Below are 21,218 nucleotides of genomic sequence, written 5' to 3' on the forward strand. Positions count from 1 at the left end.
CTTGCGCGTGGTCGATCTCATTCCCCCGGACGTGCGCAGCAGGCTGAAAAGCCTGCGCCTCGTCACGCGCCGGGCGGTGGGGTCGCATGGCATTGGGCTGCACCAAAGCCACAGCCGGGGCGCGGGCCTGGAATTCGCGCAATATCGCGCCTATGAGCGCGGCGACGAACTGCGCCAGATCGACTGGAAGCTTTACGCCCGATCGGACAAATTTTTCGTGCGGGAAGCCGAGCGGGAAAGCCCGGTCGCGGTGTGGATATTGATGGACGCCAGCGCGTCCATGACGCAGGCCGATGCTCCCCGCCCCGACTATCGCCGCTTCGACGCGGCAAAAGCGCTGGCTGCCTGCATCGCCGATCTGGCGATGCGGCAGGGCGATCGCTTTGGCTGGATGGCGCTGAGCGACCAGGGACTGGCGCTGCTGCCCCCTGCCAGCGGCGTACGCCAGCGGGACCGGCTGTTGCTGGAACTCATGGCAGTGGACGCGGCAGGCGGCTTTGTGCGGGAGGACCAGCTTGGCCCGCTGTGGGAGCGGATAGGCGCACGCGATCTCGTCATATTGCTCAGCGATTGTTTCGATCCCGGCGCGGTCGAACTGGCGGAAAAGCTGGCCGCAGCGGGGCGCGAAACATTGGTGATCGAAATGCTGACGGCGTCCGAGCGCGATTTTCCATTCGATGGCGGCTACCGCTTCCGTGACCCTGAAACGGGCGAGGAGTTGCTGGCAGACGGGGCCGCGTTGCGCAGCGAATTTCTGGCCCGTTTCGGCGCGGCGCGGGACGCGCTCCACGACAGGCTCGATGCCATGGGCATCCGTTACGCCACCCATGTGCTGGACCAGCCGATCGACCTGCCCCTGCGCCGCCTCTTCGGCGCGCATGAAGCGGCGGAATATTCATGACGCCAGCCCTGTTGCTGCCCGGCGCACTGGCGGCGCTGCTGGCGCTCGTCATCCCGCTGGTCATCCACATCGCCCGGCGCAGCGAACAGGTGCCGACCGATTTCGCCGCCCTGCGCTGGCTGCGGCAAAAGCCCCGGCCACGGTCGCGACTGCGCTTCGACGAATGGGTGTTGCTGTTGCTGCGCCTTATGTTGTTGGCGCTGGTGGCCTTGTGGCTGGCGCATCCGGTGCTGTTGGGGGCGGGCGACCGCACGCCGGTCGTAGGCGTGGTTCCCGGTGTCGATCCGGCGCGCGCGCCCATCGGCGATGTCCGAACCGTCTGGCTGGCACCGGGCTTTCCGGCGATCGTCCAGCCATCGCCGACCGGGGCGCTGCCGGTTGCCAGCCTGATCCGCCAGCTCGACGCTGAAATGCCGGCAGGGGTTCCGCTGACCATTGTTACGCCGCAAGTGATCGAAGGCGCCGATGCCGACCGCCTGCGCCTCTCGCGCAAGGTAAATTGGCGCATCGTGCCGGGTGCCATGCCCGCGCCTCGCCGCCAACCTGTCGCCGTGCCGTTGCTGTCAATCCGGCACGATGACCAGCATCGCGCCGGCATCCGCTATCTGCGCGCCGCTGCGCTGGCGTGGCAACCCGCTGGACGCGCGGCGACGATCGACATCGGGTCACTCGATGCGCCACTGCCGGACCAGCGCCACGCCCTCATCTGGCTGGGCGGCGGCACGATGCCGGACAGTCTGACCCAGTGGATCGCGCGGGGCGGAACAGCGCTGGTCGCTTCGGACATGCTGGTCCCTGCGGACCAGCCGCGCGCTTCGCTCTGGCGCGATCCGCTCGGCGTGCCGTTGGTAGAGGCGATGCCGGTGGGTCGAGGGCGGTTGTTGCGTTTCACCCGCCCCCTGACACCGGCCATGATGCCAGTCCTGCTGGAGGCGGAGTTTCCAGCCCAGCTTCGCGCTGTGCTGGCACCCGCTCCGCCAGCGCCAGCGCGGGTTGCTGCTGCTGATTATGCCCCGCTCACCGGCGCGCGCGCTTATGACCAGCCGCCGCAGGATATGCGCCCCTGGCTCGCCATGCTGATTGCCGCGCTGCTCATCGCCGAACGCTGGCTGGCGACCCGCCGCAACCGGGGGATCAGTCCATGAACACAGCGGATTTGGTCAGGCGCTGGACGGCCCCTGCAAAACGCCGGGTGATGGCCGACGGTATGGCGCTTACCATCCCGCTGATTTTGGCATTCTCCGCAATCGGCTGGCGCTTGTCCGGCATGGTCGCAGCCGTCGTGATTGTCGTGATCAGTGTCGCCATAGCCCTGGTCTTCGCGCGCCATCGCGCCCAGCGCTACGACCAGCGCTGGCTGGTCCGCGCGCTGAATGCCAACCGGCCGGATTTGGAGGACAGCGCCGACCTGTTGTTCGCTGACCCGGCCACACTTGGTCCACTCGAACAGCTCCAGCAGGCGCGTCTGGCCGACCGGATTGACGGCGACAGTCCGCAAAGCCTGCGTCCCGACTCGTCGCGCCGCCTGATCCTGATCCTGTGGATCGCGGCCTTGATCATGATCGGACTGTTGCTGTTCTGGCCTCGCCCTGGCCATGGTCCGCCGACCCTGGCGCCCAGCACCGAAGCACTCCCCGCAACGCCAGGCATACCGCGTCTGGTCGCCCAGAATCTGCGGATCATCCCGCCTGCTTATACCGGACTGCCGCCGCGCGATTCCGCGTCGCTGGACGCCCGCGCGCCGGTGGGATCACGCATCGAATGGACGTTGCGCTTTGATCCGCAAGCGACTGTCCCCGCGATCCAGCCGGTCGGCGGCGCGCGGCTTGCCTTGCGTCGTGATGGCGCCAACTGGATTGCCAGCCGGGCGCTTGATACATCGTTCCTCTATCGCGTCGATCCCGCCTCCGGCCGTGGCCCGACACCGCCGCTCCACCGGATCGACGCCATTGCCGATAGTCCGCCACAGGTGAAAGCTCTCAGCCCCGCCGCCAGCCTGTCGATGGTGACGCAAGGCCAGCGCAGCTGGTCGCTTGTCTTTGCCGCCACGGACGATTATGGCGTCGCCGCTACCGCCCGGCTGCGCATCACGCTTGCAATTGGCGAGGGCGAGAATGTGACCTTCAGCGAACGCGAGATCGCGATTTCCGGCAGCGGCCCGGCGCGCGACCGGCGCTTCAGTCCTCGGCTCGACTTCAGCGCGTTGGGCTTTGGCGCGGGCGGGGACATGGTGGTTCAGCTGATCGTGCGCGACACGCGCCAGCCCGTCGCGAACGAAGTGCGCGGCCCCAGCCTGATCCTGCGCTGGCCATCGCCCAAACAGCCCGAAAGCAGCGGCCTCCAGGGCATGGTCAACACCACCCTGCCCGCCTATTTTCGCAGCCAGCGCCAGATCATCATCGATGCTGAAACGCTGATCAAGCAGAAGCGCCGCCTTGTGCCCGATCGCTATCTCGCCCGTTCCGCCAGCATCGGCGGCGACCAGCAGATATTGCGCGGGCGCTACAGCCAGTTTCTGGGCGGCGAGGAGGAAGGCGCGCCAGAAGCGCCGACCGCGGATGGTGAACAGCATAGTGACGATGACGGTCATGATCATGGTGGGCCGCCGCGCCAGAGCGCACCCGGCTTTGGCGCGCCGGAGGATGTGCTGGCGGATTTCGGCCACCCGCATGACGATTCGCCCGCCTCCAGCCTTGATCCCGAAACCCGCGCGATCCTGAAACAGGCGGTCGATGAAATGTGGCAGTCCGAACTGCAACTCAAACAGGGGCATCCCGATCTAGCGCTCCCTTTCGCCTATCGCGCGCTGCGCTTCATCAAGGAGGTGCAGCAGGCGACGCGGATATTCCTGTCGCGGGTCGGGCCGGAATTGCCGCCGATCGACGCCAGCCGCCGCATGACCGGCAAGCGGGAAGGGCTGGCGAGCCGAGTGCTGGCAATTGCGCCTGTCGAGGGACGCGATGGTCCCGCCGCCGCAGCCTGGCGCGCGTTGGGCGATGGGCCGGGCGCGATCCGGGGACCAATCGCCTTGGATGCGCTTGATCGCTGGGCGCGGGGGCAGGCCGCGCATTTGCCCGATCCGCTGGCGCTGTCGGGCGCGATCGACGCGGTACGTCGCGATCCTGCCTGCGCTCCGTGTCGCGGCAAGCTGCGCGCCTTGCTGTGGACCGCGATGGCGCGGCCACCCGCGCATCTGACCCGCCGCCGTCCGGCTGATGCGGGCGGTGTGCGCTATCTGGGCGCGATGGAAGGCGGTACGCGATGACCGCCACATGGATCATCGCCGGTCTGTTGGGCGCGGCCGTGTTGCCGGCGAGCGCGCGGCTGGTCCTGTGGTATCGCACCGCTGCCGCGCCATCGTTCAAGCGCCTGATCGCGTTGTTGTTGCTCCAGCCAATCTGTGCGGTGCTGCTGTTCCTGACACTGTTCCCACCAGCGGTGACGACTGGTAGCGACGCGCTGCGAATCGCGACACAGGGAACGCCGCGTCTTGCCGCCATGGGTGATCATCTCATCCTGCTGCCCGAAGCCCCGGACCTTGGCGCTGGGGAGCGCGTGCCGGACCTTGCAACTGCACTGCGCCGGCATCCCGGCACCAGCGAGATTATCATATTGGGCGACGGCCTGCCGCCGCGCGACATGGATGCAGCCAAGACTGTTGCGGTCCGCTTCGATCCGCCGTCGCAGCGTCCGGGGATCAGCCATATCGCTCCCCCTGCGATCGTTGCGCCGGGGAGCAGTTTCAGCATCGGCGGCCAGCTAAGCGCCCTGCCCCGCGCCACCGTCGAGTTGCTGGACCCCGCCGGGCAGGTGACGGACAGCGTTCAGGCCGATGCCGATGGGCGTTTCATGCTGACCGGCACGGCGCGCGCCGCCGGAGCCGTGCTGTTCAGCCTGCGCGTGCGTGATGGGCGACGCACCGTCGAACAGGCCCGCGTGCCGGTGCTGGTGGCCGACGGCCCCACCCCCCGCTTGTTGATCCTGTCCGCCGCGCCCAATGCCGAGATCAAATATCTGCGCCGCTGGGCGAGTGATGCGGGCTTTGCCGTCACCACGCAGATGAGCGCGGGCGGCGGGATCGCGCTGGGCGACGCCCCGATCGCGATCGACGGCACGACGCTGCGCCGGTTCGACGTCGCTATCATTGATGACCGGAGCTGGGCGGCGAAGCGGGGCGTGATAATGGGCGCGGTGCGTGACGGGCTGGGCCTGATCCTGCGCGCCAGCGGACCGATCGACGCGGCGACGCGCGGCCAGTGGCGGGCGCTGGGCTTTGGCTTGGCTGGCAGGGATGGCGTGGTACCGCTCGCTTTGCCCAAGCCCCTCGCCCCCGCCATCGCCCGCACCCGTCAGGGCATCGGCAGCGACGATGTGCCAGCCGACATTACCCTGCCCGACGAGATGCTGCCGGAGATCAGCCGCCTTGGCCTGACGCCCGATGGCGGCGATGCCGTGCCCTTACTGCGCGATGCGGGGGGCGCGACGCTGGCGGCGTGGCGGTCGGTCGGCAGCGGGCGGGTTGCGCTGTTCACCGGGATCGACAGCTATGGACTGACGCTGACGGGCCATCGGACGCTCTATGGCGACTGGTGGAGCGCGATGCTGGCGACTGTCGCCCGCCCTGCGCCCGGCATGACGCCGATCACCACGTCCGGCTGGGCGGGCGACCGCATGATCCTGTGCGGTCTTTCCGCTGCGGCACAGGTCGAACGCCCGGAGGGACAGATGGCGAACCTGCTGCCCGTTGTCGGTTGCGCCGCTTTCTGGCCCGACAAAGCGGGTTGGCATCTGCTGCGCAAACCCGGAGATAGCCAGTCGACGCCCTTCTACGTACAGCCCGCCGATGCTCTGCCGGTCATGCGTGCTGCGCGCGATAGAGACGCCATGCTCATGCTGCGCCCGCCAGCACGGCACAACCGGGCGGCGACCGGCCAGGCAAGCCCCGAATCGTCCTGGCCGTTCGCTTTGGGCTGGCTGCTGGTGAGCGCGCTGCTGTGGTGGCTGGAGCGGGCGCGGATCGGCCGCGCTACTGTGCCTCAATCGGCGAGGTAGAAATCCCGCAGCGCCCGCGCGTCGTGCAGGGCGTTGTGCGGCACCCGGCTGTTGGCCGCCGCACTGAAGCCCGCCGCGTTGATCAATTCCAGCCGCAGGCCGAAATCGACCCCGGCCATCAGCGCCGGTCCCTTGACCAGCAGCGCGCAGAAATGGGCCAGATCCTCCGGCCAGTCGGCGATGATCAGCGGATCGTCATCGCCCTCCAGATAGGCAGCGACATGATCGGCCGCATCCACCCGGTTGAGTTCCAGAAAGATACCCGGTGGCACATGGCGCAAATAGGGGACGACATGCTGTGCCACCCATGGCTCGACATCATCGGGCAAAGGAAGTGCCACGTAAAATTCCTGGTCGCCATGTTCCGGCACCAACGCGACGCTGATCAGCGCGCCGCCAAAGCCGTTAAATTCGGTGTCGAGAAAATAGCGCATGAAAAGAAGAACTGCCTGCCGTTCGTATGTCTGGCCATCGCGCGACGGCATCTGGCAAATGCCTGTAGCATTTGCGCCGTGCTTGCCAAGCTGCCATGCGCGCCAGCGACGCATCATAAGGAAAGACGCCAGCATGACCCCGCGCGAATATCTTGGCTCTGCCGCCATTCCGGGCGGGGAGGAATTGAAGCTCTACCGCCGGGGTGGCGATTTCATGATCGTGCTGGATCGCAACGAATTGATGAGCAGCCGGATGAGCGGGTCGGAAAAGGCGCTGGCGGTGATGACGATCGAGCGGCTGGCGGGGCGCAAGGCGCCACATCTGCTGATCGGGGGCTATGGCATGGGCTTCACCCTGCGCGCGGCGCTGGCGATCTTGCCCGCCGACGCGCGAATCACGCTGGTCGAACTGGTGCCGGAAATCATCGCATGGGCGCGCGGGCCTATGGTGGACCTCGCGGCAGGCTGCCTGGACGATCCCCGCGTCGAACTGGTCATGGGCGACGTGGCGAGCGCAATTGCCGACGGACGGGGGAGTTATGACGCGATCCTGCTGGACGTGGATAATGGTCCCGACGGGCTGACCATGGCCGCCAATGACCGGCTCTATTCCGCGCAGGGCTTGGCGGTGGCGCGCGACGCACTGACGCCCGGCGGCATATTGGCGGTGTGGTCGGCAGGATCGGACGATGCCTTTACCCGCCGCCTGCGCAATGCCGCTTTTGCTGTCGATGAAGTGGTGGTGAAGGCACGCGACAATGGCAAGGGGCCACGCCATGTCATCTGGTTCGCGGCGAAACGCTGATCCCTAGATGCCGCCCGGCACCACCGGCCAGCCGCCCTGTTCCAACGCTGTGCTGAGCGCCGCGACGCACTGGTCGCGCGCAGTTGCATCGGTTGATCGCACCACAAAGTTCGCGCCCGTGCGGCCTTCGCGGAAAAAGGGGTAGCTGCCGATCTGGCAGCCATCATGCGCGCGTTCGGCGGCCCCCAGAAGGTCGGCAATCTCGCTTTCCGCAACCCAGCAGCCGATGGTGGCGGAGAGAACCGGCAGGCCGCCCTCCAGCGTTCCCGTCAGGCTGTCGAGCATCCCGGCGGTAATATGCGGCACGCCCGCCATGATGAAGATATTGCCATGGCGGATGCCCGGCGCGCCCGACATGCGGTTTTCGATCAGGCTGGCCCCGGCAGGCACGCGCGCCATGCGGAGCCTTGCCTCGGTCAGGCCGCCGCGCGTTTCATAATAGCCCGCCAACATCGCCCGCGCCTGCGGATGCACCTCCACCGCGACGCCCAGTGCCGCCGCGATCGCATCGACGGTGATGTCGTCATGGGTCGGGCCGATGCCACCGGTGGTGAAGAGATAGTCGTTGCGCGCGCGCAGGATATTGACCGACTCGATGATCGCGTCCCTGTCATCCGCCACGACGCGCACTTCGCGCAGGCGGATGCCCTGGACATTGAGCCAGGTCGCGATCTGGCTGACATTCTTGTCCTGGGTGCGGCCAGAGAGGATTTCGTCGCCGATCACGATCAGCGCTGCGGTCCAGATGCGGGTGGGATCGGCCATGGCGCGTCCATAGCCTGCCCTGTCCGCCCTGCCTAGCCGCCCCTCTCGCATTATGGCGCATCTGCCCCTATAGTCATGTCATGACCGAATATATGACGATGACGGCCGATGCGCCGATTTCCCGTTCGTCCGCGATCAAACTCTATGACGCGGCGGGTTTTGAAGGTATGCGCCGCGCCGGGCGGCTGGCGGCGGAGATACTCGACGCGCTGGTGCCGCATGTCGTGCCGGGCGTCACCACCGGTGAGCTGGACGACATCGTGCGGCGCATGACGCTGGATGGCGGCGGCGTGCCTGCGACATTGGGCTATCGCGGCTATACCCATAGCTGCTGCACATCGATCAACAATGTCATCTGCCATGGCATTCCCGGCGACTATCGGCTGAAGGACGGCGACATCGTCAATATCGATGTCACCCCGCTGGTCGATGGCTGGCATGGCGACACGAGCCGGATGTTCATCGCGGGCGACGCGCCGATCAAGGCGCGGCGGCTGGTCGAGGTGACCTATGAATGCCTGATGCTGGGCATCGAGCAGGCGAAACCTGGCAACCATCTGGGCGACATCGGCCATGTGATCCAGCGGCACGCCGAAAAGCACCGCTATGGCGTGGTCCGCGATTTTTGCGGCCATGGTCTGGGCCGGGTGTTCCATGACAGCCCGGAGGTCGTGCATGTCGGCCGTCCCGGCACTGGCCCCGAACTCAAGCCCGGCATGTTCTTCACGATCGAGCCGATGATCAATATCGGCAAGCCGGGCGTCAAGATGATGGATGATGGCTGGACCGCGGTAACGCGCGACCGCACCCTGTCCGCCCAGTTCGAACATAGTATCGGCATCACCGAAACGGGGTGCGAGATTTTCACCAAAAGCCCTGCCGGACTGGACGCGCCGCCCTATAGCTGAGCGCGCGTCATGCCCTGCTTAAAAAACGGGCAGTTTGACACGGAAATGCCCTGAATCCGGGCAATATGGACAAAGATTGCTGCATCGCCGAAAGCATGTTCTAGCGATTCGCCATTTGGCACGGTAATTGGATATCAAGAGGGACGGCGCTTGGCCTTTTGGGGGGACATGACGATCGTCACTTGAGGAGAGAGGGATGCGGGTCGCGCCCGCATTCTGTCGTGCGTCATGGGTTGGGATTACAAGTGATGAAAAAGATAGAAGCGATCATCAAGCCGTTCAAACTGGACGAGGTGAAGGAAGCGCTCCACGAAGTGGGCGTATCGGGCATTACCGTGACCGAAGCTAAGGGCTTTGGCCGGCAGAAGGGCCATACCGAGCTTTATCGCGGCGCTGAATATGTCGTGGATTTCCTGCCCAAGGTGAAGCTGGAGGTCGTCGTTGATGATGCGCTGGCGGACCGTGTGGTCGAGGCGATCTGTGCCGCCGCGCAGACCGGGCGCATCGGCGACGGCAAGATCTTCATTTCCAACGTCGAAGGCGCCGTGCGGATCCGCACCGGCGAGCGGGACAGCGACGCGATCTGATTTCACGCAAATTCTCGTCATCCCGGCATCGGTCTGACGGAACAACGGGCATCCATCTACCCCTTCGGGGGGGTAACAAACGAGAAGGGCAAGCGCACATGGCCAATACGCCAAAAGACATTCTCAAGATGATCGAAGAAAAGGAGATCGAGTGGGTCGATGTCCGTTTTACCGATCCCAAGGGCACCTGGCATCACCTGACGATGTGCGCGAACGTCATTGGCGAAGATGAGCTGACCGACGGCCTGATGTTCGACGGTTCCTCAATCGAGGGCTGGAAGGAAATCAACGAATCGGACATGATTCTGAAGCCCGATCTGGACGCGGTGTTCTTCGACCCGTTCAGCGCGACGCCAATGATGATCCTGGTGTGCGACATTGTGGAACCCGAAGATGGTTCGCTCTATTCGCGCGATCCGCGTTCGACCGCCAAGCGCGCCGAAATGTTCCTCCAGTCGACCGGCCTTGGCGACACCGTCTATATCGGCCCGGAACCTGAATTTTTCATGTTCGACAGCGTCGAATTCGACAACACCTATAATGGCAGCTTCTACAAGCTGGACGATGTCGAGCTGCCGACCAACAGCGGCACGAAATATGATGGCGGCAATATGGGCCACCGCCCGCGCGCCAAGGGCGGCTATTTCCCGGTCGGCCCGGTCGATGTGACCACCGACATCCGCGCCGAAATGGTGACCACGCTGATGGAAATGGGCCTGCCCATGGACAAGCATCACCATGAAGTCGCGGGCAGCCAGCACGAACTGGGCCTGACCTTCGGCAAGCTGGTCGAAACCTGCGACCGCATTCAGGTCTATAAATATGTCGTGAAGATGGTGGCCCAGGCCTATGGCAAGACCGCGACCTTCATGCCCAAGCCGATCAAGGCCGACAATGGTTCGGGTATGCACACGCATATTTCGATCTGGAGCAAGGGGCAGAACACCTTTGCCGGCGACGGCTATGCCGGCCTGTCCGACACCTGCCTCTATTTCATCGGCGGCGTCATCAAGCACGCCAAGGCGCTCAACGCCTTCACCAACCCGACCACCAACAGCTACAAGCGTCTGGTGCCGGGCTTTGAAGCCCCCGTGCTGCTCGCCTATTCCGCGCGCAACCGGTCGGCTTCTTGCCGTATCCCTTATGGTGCCGGCACGAAGGCGAAGCGCGTCGAATTCCGCTTCCCCGATCCGCTCGCCAACTCCTATCTTGCCACATCGGCGCTGCTGATGGCGGGCATCGACGGGATCGAGAACAAGATTCATCCCGGCGAGGCGATGGACAAGAATCTGTACGACCTGCCGCCGGTGGAACTGGCCAAGGTGCCGACCGTTTGCGGATCGCTCCGCGAAGCGCTCGAAAGCCTGGAAAAGGATCAGGACTTCCTGCTCAAGGGCGGCGTGTTCACCAAGGACCAGATCGACGCCTATATGGAACTGAAATGGCCCGAAGTGTATCGCTGGGAAATGGCGCCTTCGCCGGTCGAATTCGACATGTATTATAGCGGCTGATCTTTTTCAGCGCTGTACAACGGAAAAGGCCCGGTCGCTTCCAAGCGGCCGGGCCTTTTCCTTTGCAGTCACGATTGGGCAGAATTTCTTTACAGGCGCGAAATGTTAAGGGCTGGCGGCCTATGGTCTGGCGGAAATTGAGCAAAGGCACAGGGCAGTAATGCGGAACGAGCGGATTGGGAGGGCGCGGGCGACGCGGGGCGACATGCTGTTCGCTACGCCATGGTCTGCGCTCGAACGGCTGCTGCTGGCGGCAATCTGCGCCGCGACACTGTTCTTTGCGCTGGTGACGCCGCCTTTTCAGGCACCGGACGAAAATCAGCATTATATGAAGGCGCTGCTGCTGTCCGAAGGCGGCGTGCGGACAGAGCAGCGTGGCGAGGCGATCGGCGCGGAATTGCCCCGCGCAGCGATCGACCTTCATGCAGTAGATTTCCCGACCGATGTGCCGGGCACTGTGCGCCGGTTCGACTCCGCAATGCTGGCGCACAGCTGGAACGCGGATGCTTCGCGGCGCGGCACCGTCTTTGCCGAATTCCCCAATGTCGCGAGCTATGCGCCGACGCTCTATGCGCCGGGCGCGGCGGGCCTGCTGATCGGCGATGCTCTGGGCCTGCCACGGCTGGGCAGTTTCTATGCCGGGCGGATCGTCAATGCGCTGGTCGCGCTTGGGCTGCTCATCGCGGCTCTGCGACTGCTGCCCTTTGGCCGGATGGCAATGCTGGGCGTCGCCTTACTGCCGACTTTTGCCTATCAGATCGGCTCGCTCTCGCCCGATGCGGTGATCAACGGCATGGGCTTTCTGGGACTTGCACTGGCGCTGCGCGTCGGCTTCATGGGGCAGGCGTCGGCGGGACTGGTTCTGGCAGCACCACTTCTGGCGCTGGCCAAGGGCGTCTATCTGCCGTTGATGGCGGCGGGGCTGCGCTGGCCGCAGCATCGGCGCGATATGCGGTCGTGGCTTATCCTGGGTGCCATGGCACTGGGCGCGATAGCATTTGTGGGCTGGATGAAATTTTCGGGCGGTAGTCAGGCGCTCTACCATATCATGTCGCGCAAGACCGGCGAGAGCGTGCTGACCGCGCCGCTGGCCGACCAGTTGGCGGTGATCCTGAACGATCCGGTCGGCTATATCCGCATCCTGACGTCCAGCGTGATCGAGCGCGCGCCGGTCTATGCGCTTCAGATCGTCGGGCGCTTTGGCTGGAACGCGATCCTGCTGCCATTGGCGACCTATCCGCTGGCGGCGGTCGTGCTGGGCGCGGCGATTCTGAGCGGAGCGGAAGCGCGCTTTGGCATGGGCCAGCGCCTCTGGTGGCTGGCGGTCGCGGGCGGGGTCGCGCTGCTGATCGAAACCGCCATGTATCTGACCGGCACGCCGCCGGGTGCTGATTTCATCCAGGGAACACAGGGCCGCTATTTCCTGCCTGTCCTGCCGCTGGTTCTGCTGGCGTTCTCGCCCGACCGGGCCGTGCGCGGCGCACGGACAGTGCTTGCCGCCTCCGCGCTGCTCGTCCTGCTAATCGCAGCGGCCAGCGCCTATGACAGTTTCTGGGTCCATGGCTTCATCACGAGCGACGGAATGCCGCCGCATGACAGCCTGACGCGGGCGTTGCTGCTACCCTCGCCGCGCTGGTAGCCAGACGCGGCACAAAGCGAGCCAACCCAAGCCCTCAATCCATCCGGCGGTGACGTCGCTTGGCCAATGCACGCCCAGCCAGACGCGGCTGGCCCCGATCAGCGCGATCATCATGCCCGCGGCCCAATAGGCGCTGCGCCGTCCCGCCAGCATCGCCAGCGCACCGAACATCATCATGTTGCCCGCCGCATGGCCGCTGGGAAAGCTGTAGCTATGGACGATGTCGAGATGGGGCAGCAGGTCCGGGCGCGGCGCGGCGAATATCTGCTTAAGGATCAGGTTGAGCGCAGTCCCGCCCGCCATCATCAGCGCCAGCCAGAGCGCACCGGCGCGACAATGCCGCCACAGCAGCGCAGGCAGCACCAGCGCCAAAATCGCAAGCCTGCCGATCGTGTCGCCGATCGCCGTTGCCAGCCGCATCAGCGGCGTCAGTTGCTGCCCGATCCCGCTATCGCGCGCCGTCCCCGCCCAGCCCATCAGCCCGACATTCAGGCCATCCAACCACCCCGACCGCTGCATCAGCGCAATCGCCAGAACGCAAAAAAGCGCGAGAGCGAAAGCCCCCGCGCCTTTCTGTCCTGTCCAGCGATCAGGGGCAGAACCAATCAATGCCGCGCACCATCATCCAGGTCATCCTCCCCTGCAAGGGGAGGTGTCAGCACATAGTGCTGACGGTGGGGTGTCACCCTATCGAGAGCGTGACACCCCTCCGTCTGGCTTGCGGCCATCCACCTCCCCTTACAGGGGAGGATTGGGAATAGTGCAAAACTGATCGAATGTGCCTCTAGATATGAAGCGCACGGCCATAGGCCGCCAGCACGCTTTCATGCATCGATTCCGAAATGGTTGGATGCGGGAATACCGTGTGCATCAATTCCGCCTCGGTCGTCTCCAGCGTCTTGCCGATGGTATAGCCCTGGATCATTTCCGTGACTTCCGCGCCGATCATGTGTGCGCCCAGCAGTTCGCCGGTCTTGGCGTCGAACACGGTCTTGGTGAAGCCTTCGGATTCGCCCAGCGCGATCGCCTTGCCATTGCCGATGAAGGGGAACATGCCGACCTTCACCTCATAACCGGCTTCCTTGGCCTTGGCTTCGGTCAGGCCGACGCTGGCGATCTGCGGGTGGCAGTAGGTGCAGCCGGGGATGTTACGCACGTCCATGGCATGGGGATGGACATCCGTGTTGCCCAGCGCCTGCGCGATCGCCTCGGCAACGATGACGCCTTCATGGCTCGCCTTATGGGCCAGCCATGGCGGCGCGGTGACGTCGCCGATTGCCCAGAAGCCGTCGACATTGGTGCGGCCATAGGCGTCAGTCTTGATGTGGTAGCGCTGGTCCGGCTCGATACCGACATCTTCCAGACCCAGATTTTCGACATTGGGGACGATGCCGATGGCAACGATGACGTGGCTATATTCGACGGTCGTGTCTTTGCCGGCCTTGTCCTTGATCGTCGCGGTCACGCCCTTGTCGCCGGTTGCGATCGCCTCGATCTTTGCACCGGTCAGCACGGTCATGCCCTGCTTCTTGACCGCCTTTTCGAGGAAGGCGGACACATCGGCGTCCTCGACAGGAACGATGCGGTCCATCATTTCGACCACGGTCACGTCAGCGCCCATGTCATTATAGAAGCTGGCAAATTCGATGCCGATCGCGCCGGAGCCGATCACCAGCAGCTTGGTCGGCATTTCAGGCGGCGTCATGGCGTGGCGATACGTCCATACCCGCTTGCCGTCGGCTTTCAGCTTGGGCAGGTCGCGCGCGCGCGCACCAGTGGCGATGATGATATGCTTGGCGGTCAGCTCTTCGCTCTTGCCGTCCTTGGTGACGGACAGCTTGCCCTTAGCAACCAGCTTGCCATCGCCCATATGGACGGTGATCTTGTTCTTCTTCATCAGGCCGGTCACGCCCTGATTGAGTTGCTTGGCGACGCCGCGCGACCGCTTCACCACAGCTTCGATGTCGGCGGTGATATTCTCAGCGGCCAGGCCATAATCCTTGGCGTGCTGCATATAGTGGAAAATCTCGGCCGAGCGCAGCAACGCCTTGGTCGGGATACAGCCCCAGTTGAGGCAGATGCCGCCCAGACTTTCACGCTCGACAATGGCGGTTTTCAGGCCAAGCTGCGCGGCACGGATCGCGGCGACATAGCCGCCGGGGCCGGAGCCAAGGACGATGAGATCATAAGGTTCAGCCATGGGTCACACTCGCTTCTTGTGATTATGCGTCCGCGATCGGCGGAACGGAACGGGGCTGGCGATCCTCTCCGATCGCCACGAAGGTAAAGGTCGCCTGGGTCACGCGATAAGAACGGTCGTCATGACGGGCGCGCCGCCAGGCTTCAACCGCGATCTTCATCGACGTGGAGCCGACCGACGCCAGACTGGCGAACACCGACACTTCATCGCCGATGATGACCGGACGGAGGAACGTCATCCCTTCGACCGCGATCGTCACCGCCCTACCCTTAGAATGGCGGGCGGCAACCGATCCAGCTGCCGAATCCATCAGGCTCATCAACCAGCCGCCGAAAATATCCCCATGGGGATTGGTATCGGCGGGCATGGCGATGACGCGCACCGCCGGACTATATTCCGGCGGCTGCTCGTCCGTTCGCTTCAATCCATCAAGCATCGCCATTTTGTACCCTCAACGATTCGATGCAAGCCTCCAACGATGGCCAGCATTCGCTCAATTCAGTGACTTTCCCAGACGGATGCAAAATCGGCCAACTGTAGCCAGAACGACCATTGTTTGCTCCATTCAAAGTTACTGGTGTCGGAGGTCGATACGAAACAGGAGAAATGATCCACCCTATTACTGGTTCCAACAATGGAGAAGTCTGAACGGGATACTGAAAATCAACAACATAGTAGTCTGAGCCAGAGGCTATCAATTGCCCAGCCAATTCTTCGATATGTTCGACTATATCCCAATTGACCCAAATCGGTTCTACTTGGCCTTCGACCACCACCAAATGTTGATACGTCGAAACACCTTCGATCACGCCTCGATAAGTTGACGGGCCTATCGAAACAATTTTACTGGCATTATATAATTTTCCCTCGGCGTCCTTAAACACAGACAGCTCCCTTACGCGAGCATACCGATCGGGTTTTCGATCAGTTCCTTAAATGCCTTCATCAGGCGCGCACCATCGGCACCGTCGATTGCACGATGGTCGAAACTGCCGGTGGCCGACATGACGGTCGCGATCTGGAGGCTGTCGTCGACAACATAGGGCCGCTTGTCGCCCGCGCCGATTGCCATGATCATGGCCTGCGGGGGGTTGATCACCGCTTCAAACTGCTTGATGCCGAACATGCCCATGTTGGACAGCGACGCGGTGCCGCCCTGATATTCGTTGGGCGACAATTTGCCCGCCTTGGCGCGATCGGCCAGGTCCTTCATCTCGGTCGAGATAGCGGCGACGCCCTTGGCATCCGCGCCGGTCACGATCGGGGTGATAAGGCCGCCGGGGATCGACACCGCGACGCTGATGTCGGCGCGCTTGAATTGCAGCATCTGTTCGCCGGCAAACTGGACGTTGCATTCGGGGACTTGGATCAGCGCGACGCCCAGCGCCTTGATCAGCAGGTCGTTGACCGACAGCTTGACCTTGCGGCTGGCGAGACCAGCATTCAGTTCGCCACGCAGCTTGAGCAGCCTGTCGAGCTGGATGTCGACGGTCAGGTAGATGTGCGGAACCTGCTGTTTGGATTCGGTCAGGCGGCGCGCGATCGTCTTGCGCATACCGCTTAGCTTGACGACCTCGTGCGGGATGCCGAAATCCTGCGCGCCGCTGGCGGCGGCGGGTGCCGGGGCTGCGGCAGGGGCCTTTGCAGCAGGCGCAGTGACCGGGGCGGGTGCAGCGGCGGGCGCCGCAACGCCTTCTTTCGCGCCGTCCAGGTCGCCCTTGACGATGCGACCGTTGGGACCGGTGCCGGAAACAGCGGCCAGATCGATGCCCTTGGCCTGCGCCAGACGGCGGGCAAGCGGGCTGGCCTTGACGCGGGCGTCCGTCGCAGGGGCGGCGGCGGGAACCGCGTCCGCTTTCGGCGCAGCAGCGGCGGGGGCTGCGGCCTCTGCCTTGGCGGGAACGGCGTCGGCCTTGGGCGCTGGCTTGCCGCTACTGGCAGCAACGGTCGCAACATCTTCGCCCTCTTCAGCGATGATGGCGATGACGGTGCCGACCTTCACGCCTTCGGAGCCTTCGGACACCAGGATTTTGGCGACGATGCCTTCATCGACCGCTTCAAATTCCATCGTCGCCTTGTCGGTTTCGATTTCCGCCAGCAGATCGCCGGACGATACCGTATCCCCTTCCTTGACCAGCCATTTGGCCAGCGTCCCTTCCTCCATGGTCGGGGACAAAGCGGGCATCTGGATCGTCTTGCTCATGCGTTCGGGGCCTCTTCTTATCTGTACGGCACGCGCCAATAGCTGCCCGTTTTCACCCATTCGCCGGATCGGTCAAGCGAGCGCTTGCGGAAGGGGCAAATATGGCCCACATTTCACCGCACTGGTTCGTTGGACCGGCCATGACCCCCGACGGGGCCATGAATAGGACGCGGGGGCGATCGAAAGTGCGGACATATCTGGTTGTCGTGGACGAATCGCCGGAAGCGGAAACCGCGCTGCGTTTTGCTGCCCGTCGGGCAGCCCAAACGGGTGGCGCGGTCCGCATCCTGGCCCTGATTCCGCCTGCCGAGTTCGTCCAGTGGGGCGGCGTGCAGGCGACGATGGAGGATGAGGCGCTGCAACGTGCCGAAGCGCTGGTGACCAGCGCTGCGGGCACGCTAACCGACGAGTCCGGCATTCGCCCCAGCATCACCGTGCGGCAGGGCGATGCGGTCACCGTGGTGCGGCGGACGCTGGACGAGATGGACGATGTCGCTGCCCTGGTGCTGGGTGCCGCGGCCAGCGGGCCACCGGGTACGCTGGTGTCCCACTTTGCCGGGGCTGATGCGGGGCGGATGCCCTGCCCGATCATGATCATTCCGGGCGCGCTGGACGCTGAGGCGATTGATCGGCTGAGTTGAGTCTACTTATCCATCCTCCCCTGCAAGGGGAGGTGACGGGCGCAGCCCGACGGAGGGGGATGGCGTATCAGCGCTGCGCGGGCGGATAGCCCCCTCCACCACTTCGTGGTCCCCCTCCCCGTGCCGGGGAGGATGGCGGTTACCGCTTATGCTTGCCCCTTTTGGCACCGATATGGCGGACATTGATCGGTCGGCCACGATGACTGCCCGGACGGGTGCGGTCGCGTTTGATTGGGCCGCCGCGTGAAGGCGGCGCGTCGGGGAGTTCAAAGCGCAGCGCGCCGTTGATCGGGTCGGCCTCCGCCAGTCGCAATTCCAGCCGCTGGCCGACGGTGTAGCGATCGCCGCTTTCGACGCCTTCCAGCGCCCGGCCGGCTTCATCGTAGAAAAAGCGTTCGCGACCCATGGTCGATACCGGGACCAGCCCGTCACCGCCCAATTCCTCGACCGTGGCGAAGAAGCCGAAATTCTGGACCCCGGTGATCCGCGCTTTCACGATTTCGCCGACATGGGCGGCCAGGAAGGCGGCGACATAGCGATCGACCGTGTCACGCTCCGCCTCCATCGCGCGGCGCTCGAACTGGCTGATCATTTCGCCGACGCGGCCCATATTCTCATAATCCTCGACACTCAGCGAGGATTTGGCGGGAATGGTGCCGCCCTTGGGCGCGGGTAGTTCGAGGCCATGGGCGCCAACCAGCGCGCGATGGACCAACAAGTCGGCATAGCGGCGGATCGGCGAGGTGAAATGGCCGTAGGAGCCGAGCGCCAGGCCGAAATGGCCCATATTGACCGGGCTGTAATAGGCCTGGGTCTGGCTGCGCAAGATTTGCTCCATGATCAGCGGCTTTTCCTCCGCCTCCCCTACCCGCTTGATCAGATGGTTGAAGGTTGCGGGGCGAATGACCTGTCCCAGCGCGAAGTCGATGTCGAAGGTCGCGAGATACTCCTTGAGCGCGACCAGCTTGTCACGGCTGGGCGGTTCGTGGACGCGGTACATGACGGGCGCTTTTTTTTGTTCCAGCGCCTTGGCTGCTGCCACATTGGCGGCGATCATATAATCTTCGATCAGCATATGGGCGTCGAGCCGTTCGCGCACCGCGACGCTGACGATCTTGCCCCATTCGTCCAGCACCACGCGCCGTTCGGGCAGGTCAAGCGCCAGCGGCTCGCGCTTCTCGCGCGCCTTGTGCAGCAACGCCCAGCAGGCCCAGAGTGGCCTTAGCGCGATGTCCAGCATTGGGTGATCGGCCTTGCCATCAATCGCGGCCTGTGCGTCCTCATAGGCCAGCACGGCGGCGACGCGGATGATGGCGCGGGAGAAGCGCCATGACGTCACCTTGCCAGCGGCGTTGATGACAAGGTGGCAGGCCATCGCCGCACGGTCCTGCCCGGCGCGGAGCGAACACATATCGGAGGAAAGCTGGTGCGGCAGCATCGGCACGACGAGGTCGGGGAAATAGACGCTGTTGCCGCGCTTGCGGGCTTCGCGGTCCAGCGCGCTGCCGGGGCGGACATAATAGCTGACATCGGCGATGGCGACGATGGCGCGGAAGCCGCCGGGGTTGCCCTCATCCTCGTCCGGGGTCGCCCAGACCGCATCGTCATGGTCGCGGGCGTCCACCGGGTCGATCGCGACGATCGGCAGATGACGCAGATCCTCGCGCCCCGCAGATCCTCCCCTGGCAGGGGAGGTGGGTGGCCGCAGGCCAGCCGGAGGGGTGTCACCCTCTCGATAGGGCGACACCCCTCCGTCAGCACTTCGTGCTGCCACCTCCCCTGCAAGGGGAGGAGCGATGGGGCCAAGGTCGATCTTGGAGGCCGTGACCGCTTCCTCCTCCACCGCGTCGGGAAAGACGTGGGGAATGCCATGCTTGTGGATGGCGATCATGCTGAAGCTGCGCGGGGCGAAGGGGTCACCGAGAATGTCGGTGACACGGGCGGAGATGCGCGGCGGGCGACCGGTCGGTTCGGCGAGGACGAGATCGCCCTTTTTGGCGGAGCCAAGATCGCTGATCGGCGTGTCCTTGCGGATGCGCTTGTCGACTGGGCGCAACCACAGCTTGCCGTCGGCCATTTCCTCGACGACGCCGAGCAGCATCTCGGTCGCCTTGGGCAGCTTCTTCATCGGATGGGCGATCCAGCCCTTTCCGGCTTCCTCGGTGCGGGCGAGGATGCGGTCGCCAACAGTCAGCGCGCCGCGTTTGCCGCGCTCGACGATGCGCAGGCGGGGCGCGGGCTGGCCTTCGGCTTCCCACCTTTCGGGGGTGGCGATCAGAGTAGTATCGTCCACGTCGATGATGCGCAGGACCGTCACCTTGGGTACGCCGCCCAGCTTGTGGAAAGCGCGGGCGGGGCCGAGGTCGATCAAGCCTTCGTCGGCCATATCCTTCAGCAGAGCCTTGAGCGCTATCTTTTCCTGGCCCTTGAGGCCGAACGCCCTGGCGATTTCGCGCTTGCCCGCTGGCTGATCGGACGTGGTGATGAAATCCATGATTTCGTTGCGGGTCGGGAAACCGGCGGGGCGCACCTTATCGCGGGCGGGACGCTTTGGGGCGGGCGCCTTTTTGTCGTTTGATGTCATGGGACAGCTATAGGGGGCGCGCCAGCGCTGCGCCAGAGGGATGGCGGTGCGCGGAACTTCGCAAAGTTCGCCCATGTCGCATATGAGGAATTTGGGTGAAGTTTACCGGTCGACCGCGTGGTGTGCGGTCGTGGTTGGGTGCGGACGATAGGAAGGAGCCGGGTAGGTGTGTAGCAGTTTGGTAGGGTGTAGGACAGAGAACAGCGCGCCGTTCCCCCTCTTCCAACTTCGCCTAAACTCACTGCGTTCGTTAAGGCTTCATATCCTTCTCCCCCAAGGGGAGAAGGGTTAAGGGGAGAGCTTGCGGGCGCGGTCGCGCCAGGCTTCGGCCAGGACCGGGCTGTTGGCGAGGGTGCGGACGGCGGACGGGTCGCTTTTATGGCCCCCGCCGATGAGTAAATGAAAGACGCGGGCGACGCTCCAATCTGGGAGCGGGCGGTCTATCAGGGTCATGGCGGTGCCAGCCTGCGCTTCCCCCTGCTGGATCACGCGGAAGTAGAGGCCGCTGCGCGCGGTTTTCACGATGGTCGCCATGATGTCGCGTGCGGCGAAGCGGTGGTCGAGTTTCCAGCAGGGCTGGCGGCCATGGCTGACCTCCACGATCGCGCTGCCCAAGGTGAAGCGATCGCCGAGGCAAATCTGATCCTCCGTCATCCCGCGCGAGGCGATATTTTCGCCAAAGGCACCGGGCGCATCGAGCAAGGGCTGGCCGGGCTTGCGGTCACGCCACCAGCCATAATGATCCTGCGGGTAGAGGTGGATCGCCTTGTCCCAGCCGCCATGGTGGATCGGGTCGGCGACCTGATTGCCAACGAAGCCGTCCCATGTAATCTGCACCGGGCCGGTGACAGGCGTTTTCGCGATGGCGCTATAGTCGCCTTCGCGAAAAGGAACAGGCGTGCCGACAAGCAGCGCGTCGATGGTCATGAAGGGCGTGTCCATGCCCCGTCATGCCATGGCTACGCCGATGATGCGAGAGGCCGGCTGC

General features: G+C 64.4%; 19 protein-coding genes. 10 read left to right on the plus strand and 9 right to left on the minus strand.

Annotated elements, in window-relative coordinates; translation table 11 throughout:
- Positions 1-7 precede the first annotated feature (7 nt).
- The 4 genes from ACODSR_RS11335 to ACODSR_RS11350 are packed head-to-tail and all read left to right on the plus strand — an operon-like array spanning position 8 to position 5,953.
- Positions 8-901: a DUF58 domain-containing protein gene (locus ACODSR_RS11335; protein WP_489076511.1), complete on the plus strand. Its 894-nt coding sequence runs from the start codon at positions 8-10 to the stop codon at positions 899-901.
- Positions 898-2,046, plus strand: coding sequence for a BatA domain-containing protein (locus ACODSR_RS11340; RefSeq protein WP_489076513.1), 1,149 nt, complete (start codon positions 898-900; stop codon positions 2,044-2,046). The genes ACODSR_RS11335 and ACODSR_RS11340 overlap by 4 nt, the downstream gene beginning before the upstream one ends.
- A complete protein-coding gene (locus ACODSR_RS11345; protein ID WP_489076515.1) occupies positions 2,043-4,166 on the plus strand; it encodes a DUF4175 domain-containing protein in 2,124 nt (707 codons plus the stop codon). The genes ACODSR_RS11340 and ACODSR_RS11345 overlap by 4 nt, the downstream gene beginning before the upstream one ends.
- Entirely contained in the window at positions 4,163-5,953 is a 1,791-nt protein-coding gene (locus tag ACODSR_RS11350; RefSeq protein ID WP_489076517.1) for a carboxypeptidase-like regulatory domain-containing protein, read from the plus strand. Before ACODSR_RS11345 ends, ACODSR_RS11350 begins: the two co-directional genes overlap by 4 nt.
- Here the strand turns inward: ACODSR_RS11350 and ACODSR_RS11355 are convergent.
- A complete protein-coding gene (locus ACODSR_RS11355) occupies positions 5,938-6,387 on the minus strand; it encodes a hypothetical protein (RefSeq protein ID WP_489076519.1) in 450 nt (149 codons plus the stop codon). The two genes, ACODSR_RS11350 and ACODSR_RS11355, sit on opposite strands and share 16 nt — an antisense overlap.
- Before the next feature lie 133 nt (positions 6,388-6,520).
- Here ACODSR_RS11355 and ACODSR_RS11360 point away from each other — a divergent pair, with 133 nt between their 5' ends.
- The gene (locus ACODSR_RS11360) at positions 6,521-7,192 is read left to right on the plus strand and encodes a spermidine synthase (RefSeq protein ID WP_489076521.1); all 672 of its coding nucleotides are present in this window, start codon (positions 6,521-6,523) and stop codon (positions 7,190-7,192) included.
- A 3-nt stretch (positions 7,193-7,195) separates the two neighbouring features.
- Here ACODSR_RS11360 and ACODSR_RS11365 read toward each other — a convergent pair whose 3' ends face one another.
- Positions 7,196-7,957, minus strand: coding sequence for a competence/damage-inducible protein A (locus ACODSR_RS11365; RefSeq protein ID WP_489076523.1), 762 nt, complete (start codon positions 7,955-7,957; stop codon positions 7,196-7,198).
- Between the two features lie 80 nt (positions 7,958-8,037).
- On the opposite strand from ACODSR_RS11365, the gene map reads away from it, so the two are divergent.
- From map to ACODSR_RS11385, 4 genes are all read left to right on the plus strand, one after another.
- A complete protein-coding gene (map, locus tag ACODSR_RS11370; RefSeq protein WP_489076525.1) occupies positions 8,038-8,865 on the plus strand; it encodes a type I methionyl aminopeptidase in 828 nt (275 codons plus the stop codon).
- 248 nt (positions 8,866-9,113) lie between these two features.
- Complete coding sequence (locus tag ACODSR_RS11375; RefSeq protein ID WP_043151458.1) at positions 9,114-9,452, plus strand: P-II family nitrogen regulator; 339 nt, start codon at positions 9,114-9,116, stop codon at positions 9,450-9,452.
- A gap of 98 nt (positions 9,453-9,550) precedes the next feature.
- Complete coding sequence (gene glnA, locus ACODSR_RS11380) at positions 9,551-10,963, plus strand: type I glutamate--ammonia ligase (protein ID WP_489076527.1); 1,413 nt, start codon at positions 9,551-9,553, stop codon at positions 10,961-10,963.
- 205 nt (positions 10,964-11,168) lie between these two features.
- Complete coding sequence (locus ACODSR_RS11385) at positions 11,169-12,602, plus strand: DUF2142 domain-containing protein (RefSeq protein WP_489076529.1); 1,434 nt, start codon at positions 11,169-11,171, stop codon at positions 12,600-12,602.
- Here ACODSR_RS11385 and ACODSR_RS11390 read toward each other — a convergent pair.
- The 5 genes from ACODSR_RS11390 to ACODSR_RS11410 all read right to left on the minus strand — a co-directional run bounded on the left by ACODSR_RS11390 (position 12,582) and on the right by ACODSR_RS11410 (position 17,005).
- Entirely contained in the window at positions 12,582-13,121 is a 540-nt protein-coding gene (locus tag ACODSR_RS11390) for a phosphatase PAP2 family protein (protein ID WP_489076531.1), read from the minus strand. The genes ACODSR_RS11385 and ACODSR_RS11390 overlap by 21 nt on opposite strands.
- Positions 13,122-13,386: 265 nt before the next feature.
- The gene (lpdA, locus tag ACODSR_RS11395) at positions 13,387-14,802 is read right to left on the minus strand and encodes a dihydrolipoyl dehydrogenase (RefSeq protein ID WP_489076533.1); all 1,416 of its coding nucleotides are present in this window, start codon (positions 14,800-14,802) and stop codon (positions 13,387-13,389) included.
- Positions 14,803-14,824: 22 nt separating this feature from the next.
- Positions 14,825-15,226: an acyl-CoA thioesterase gene (locus ACODSR_RS11400; protein ID WP_489076734.1), complete on the minus strand. Its 402-nt coding sequence runs from the start codon at positions 15,224-15,226 to the stop codon at positions 14,825-14,827.
- Positions 15,227-15,230: 4 nt separating this feature from the next.
- Positions 15,231-15,686, minus strand: coding sequence for a hypothetical protein (locus tag ACODSR_RS11405; RefSeq protein ID WP_489076535.1), 456 nt, complete (start codon positions 15,684-15,686; stop codon positions 15,231-15,233).
- Between the two features lie 11 nt (positions 15,687-15,697).
- Positions 15,698-17,005, minus strand: coding sequence for a pyruvate dehydrogenase complex dihydrolipoamide acetyltransferase (locus ACODSR_RS11410; protein ID WP_489076537.1), 1,308 nt, complete (start codon positions 17,003-17,005; stop codon positions 15,698-15,700).
- Between the two features lie 185 nt (positions 17,006-17,190).
- Between ACODSR_RS11410 and ACODSR_RS11415 the strand changes: the two genes are divergently transcribed.
- Positions 17,191-17,646: a universal stress protein gene (locus ACODSR_RS11415; RefSeq protein WP_294134992.1), complete on the plus strand. Its 456-nt coding sequence runs from the start codon at positions 17,191-17,193 to the stop codon at positions 17,644-17,646.
- A 139-nt stretch (positions 17,647-17,785) separates the two neighbouring features.
- Here the strand turns inward: ACODSR_RS11415 and ACODSR_RS11420 are convergent, their stop codons facing one another.
- Both ACODSR_RS11420 and ACODSR_RS11425 read right to left on the minus strand, forming a co-directional pair.
- On the minus strand, positions 17,786-20,230 hold the full coding sequence (locus tag ACODSR_RS11420; RefSeq protein WP_489076539.1) for a ribonuclease R family protein: 2,445 nt from the start codon (positions 20,228-20,230) through the stop codon (positions 17,786-17,788).
- A 288-nt stretch (positions 20,231-20,518) separates the two neighbouring features.
- Entirely contained in the window at positions 20,519-21,172 is a 654-nt protein-coding gene (locus ACODSR_RS11425) for an MOSC domain-containing protein (protein ID WP_489076541.1), read from the minus strand.
- Between the last annotated feature and the right edge of the window lie 46 nt (positions 21,173-21,218).

The organism is Sphingobium sp. FG125 (genome assembly GCF_057809795.1).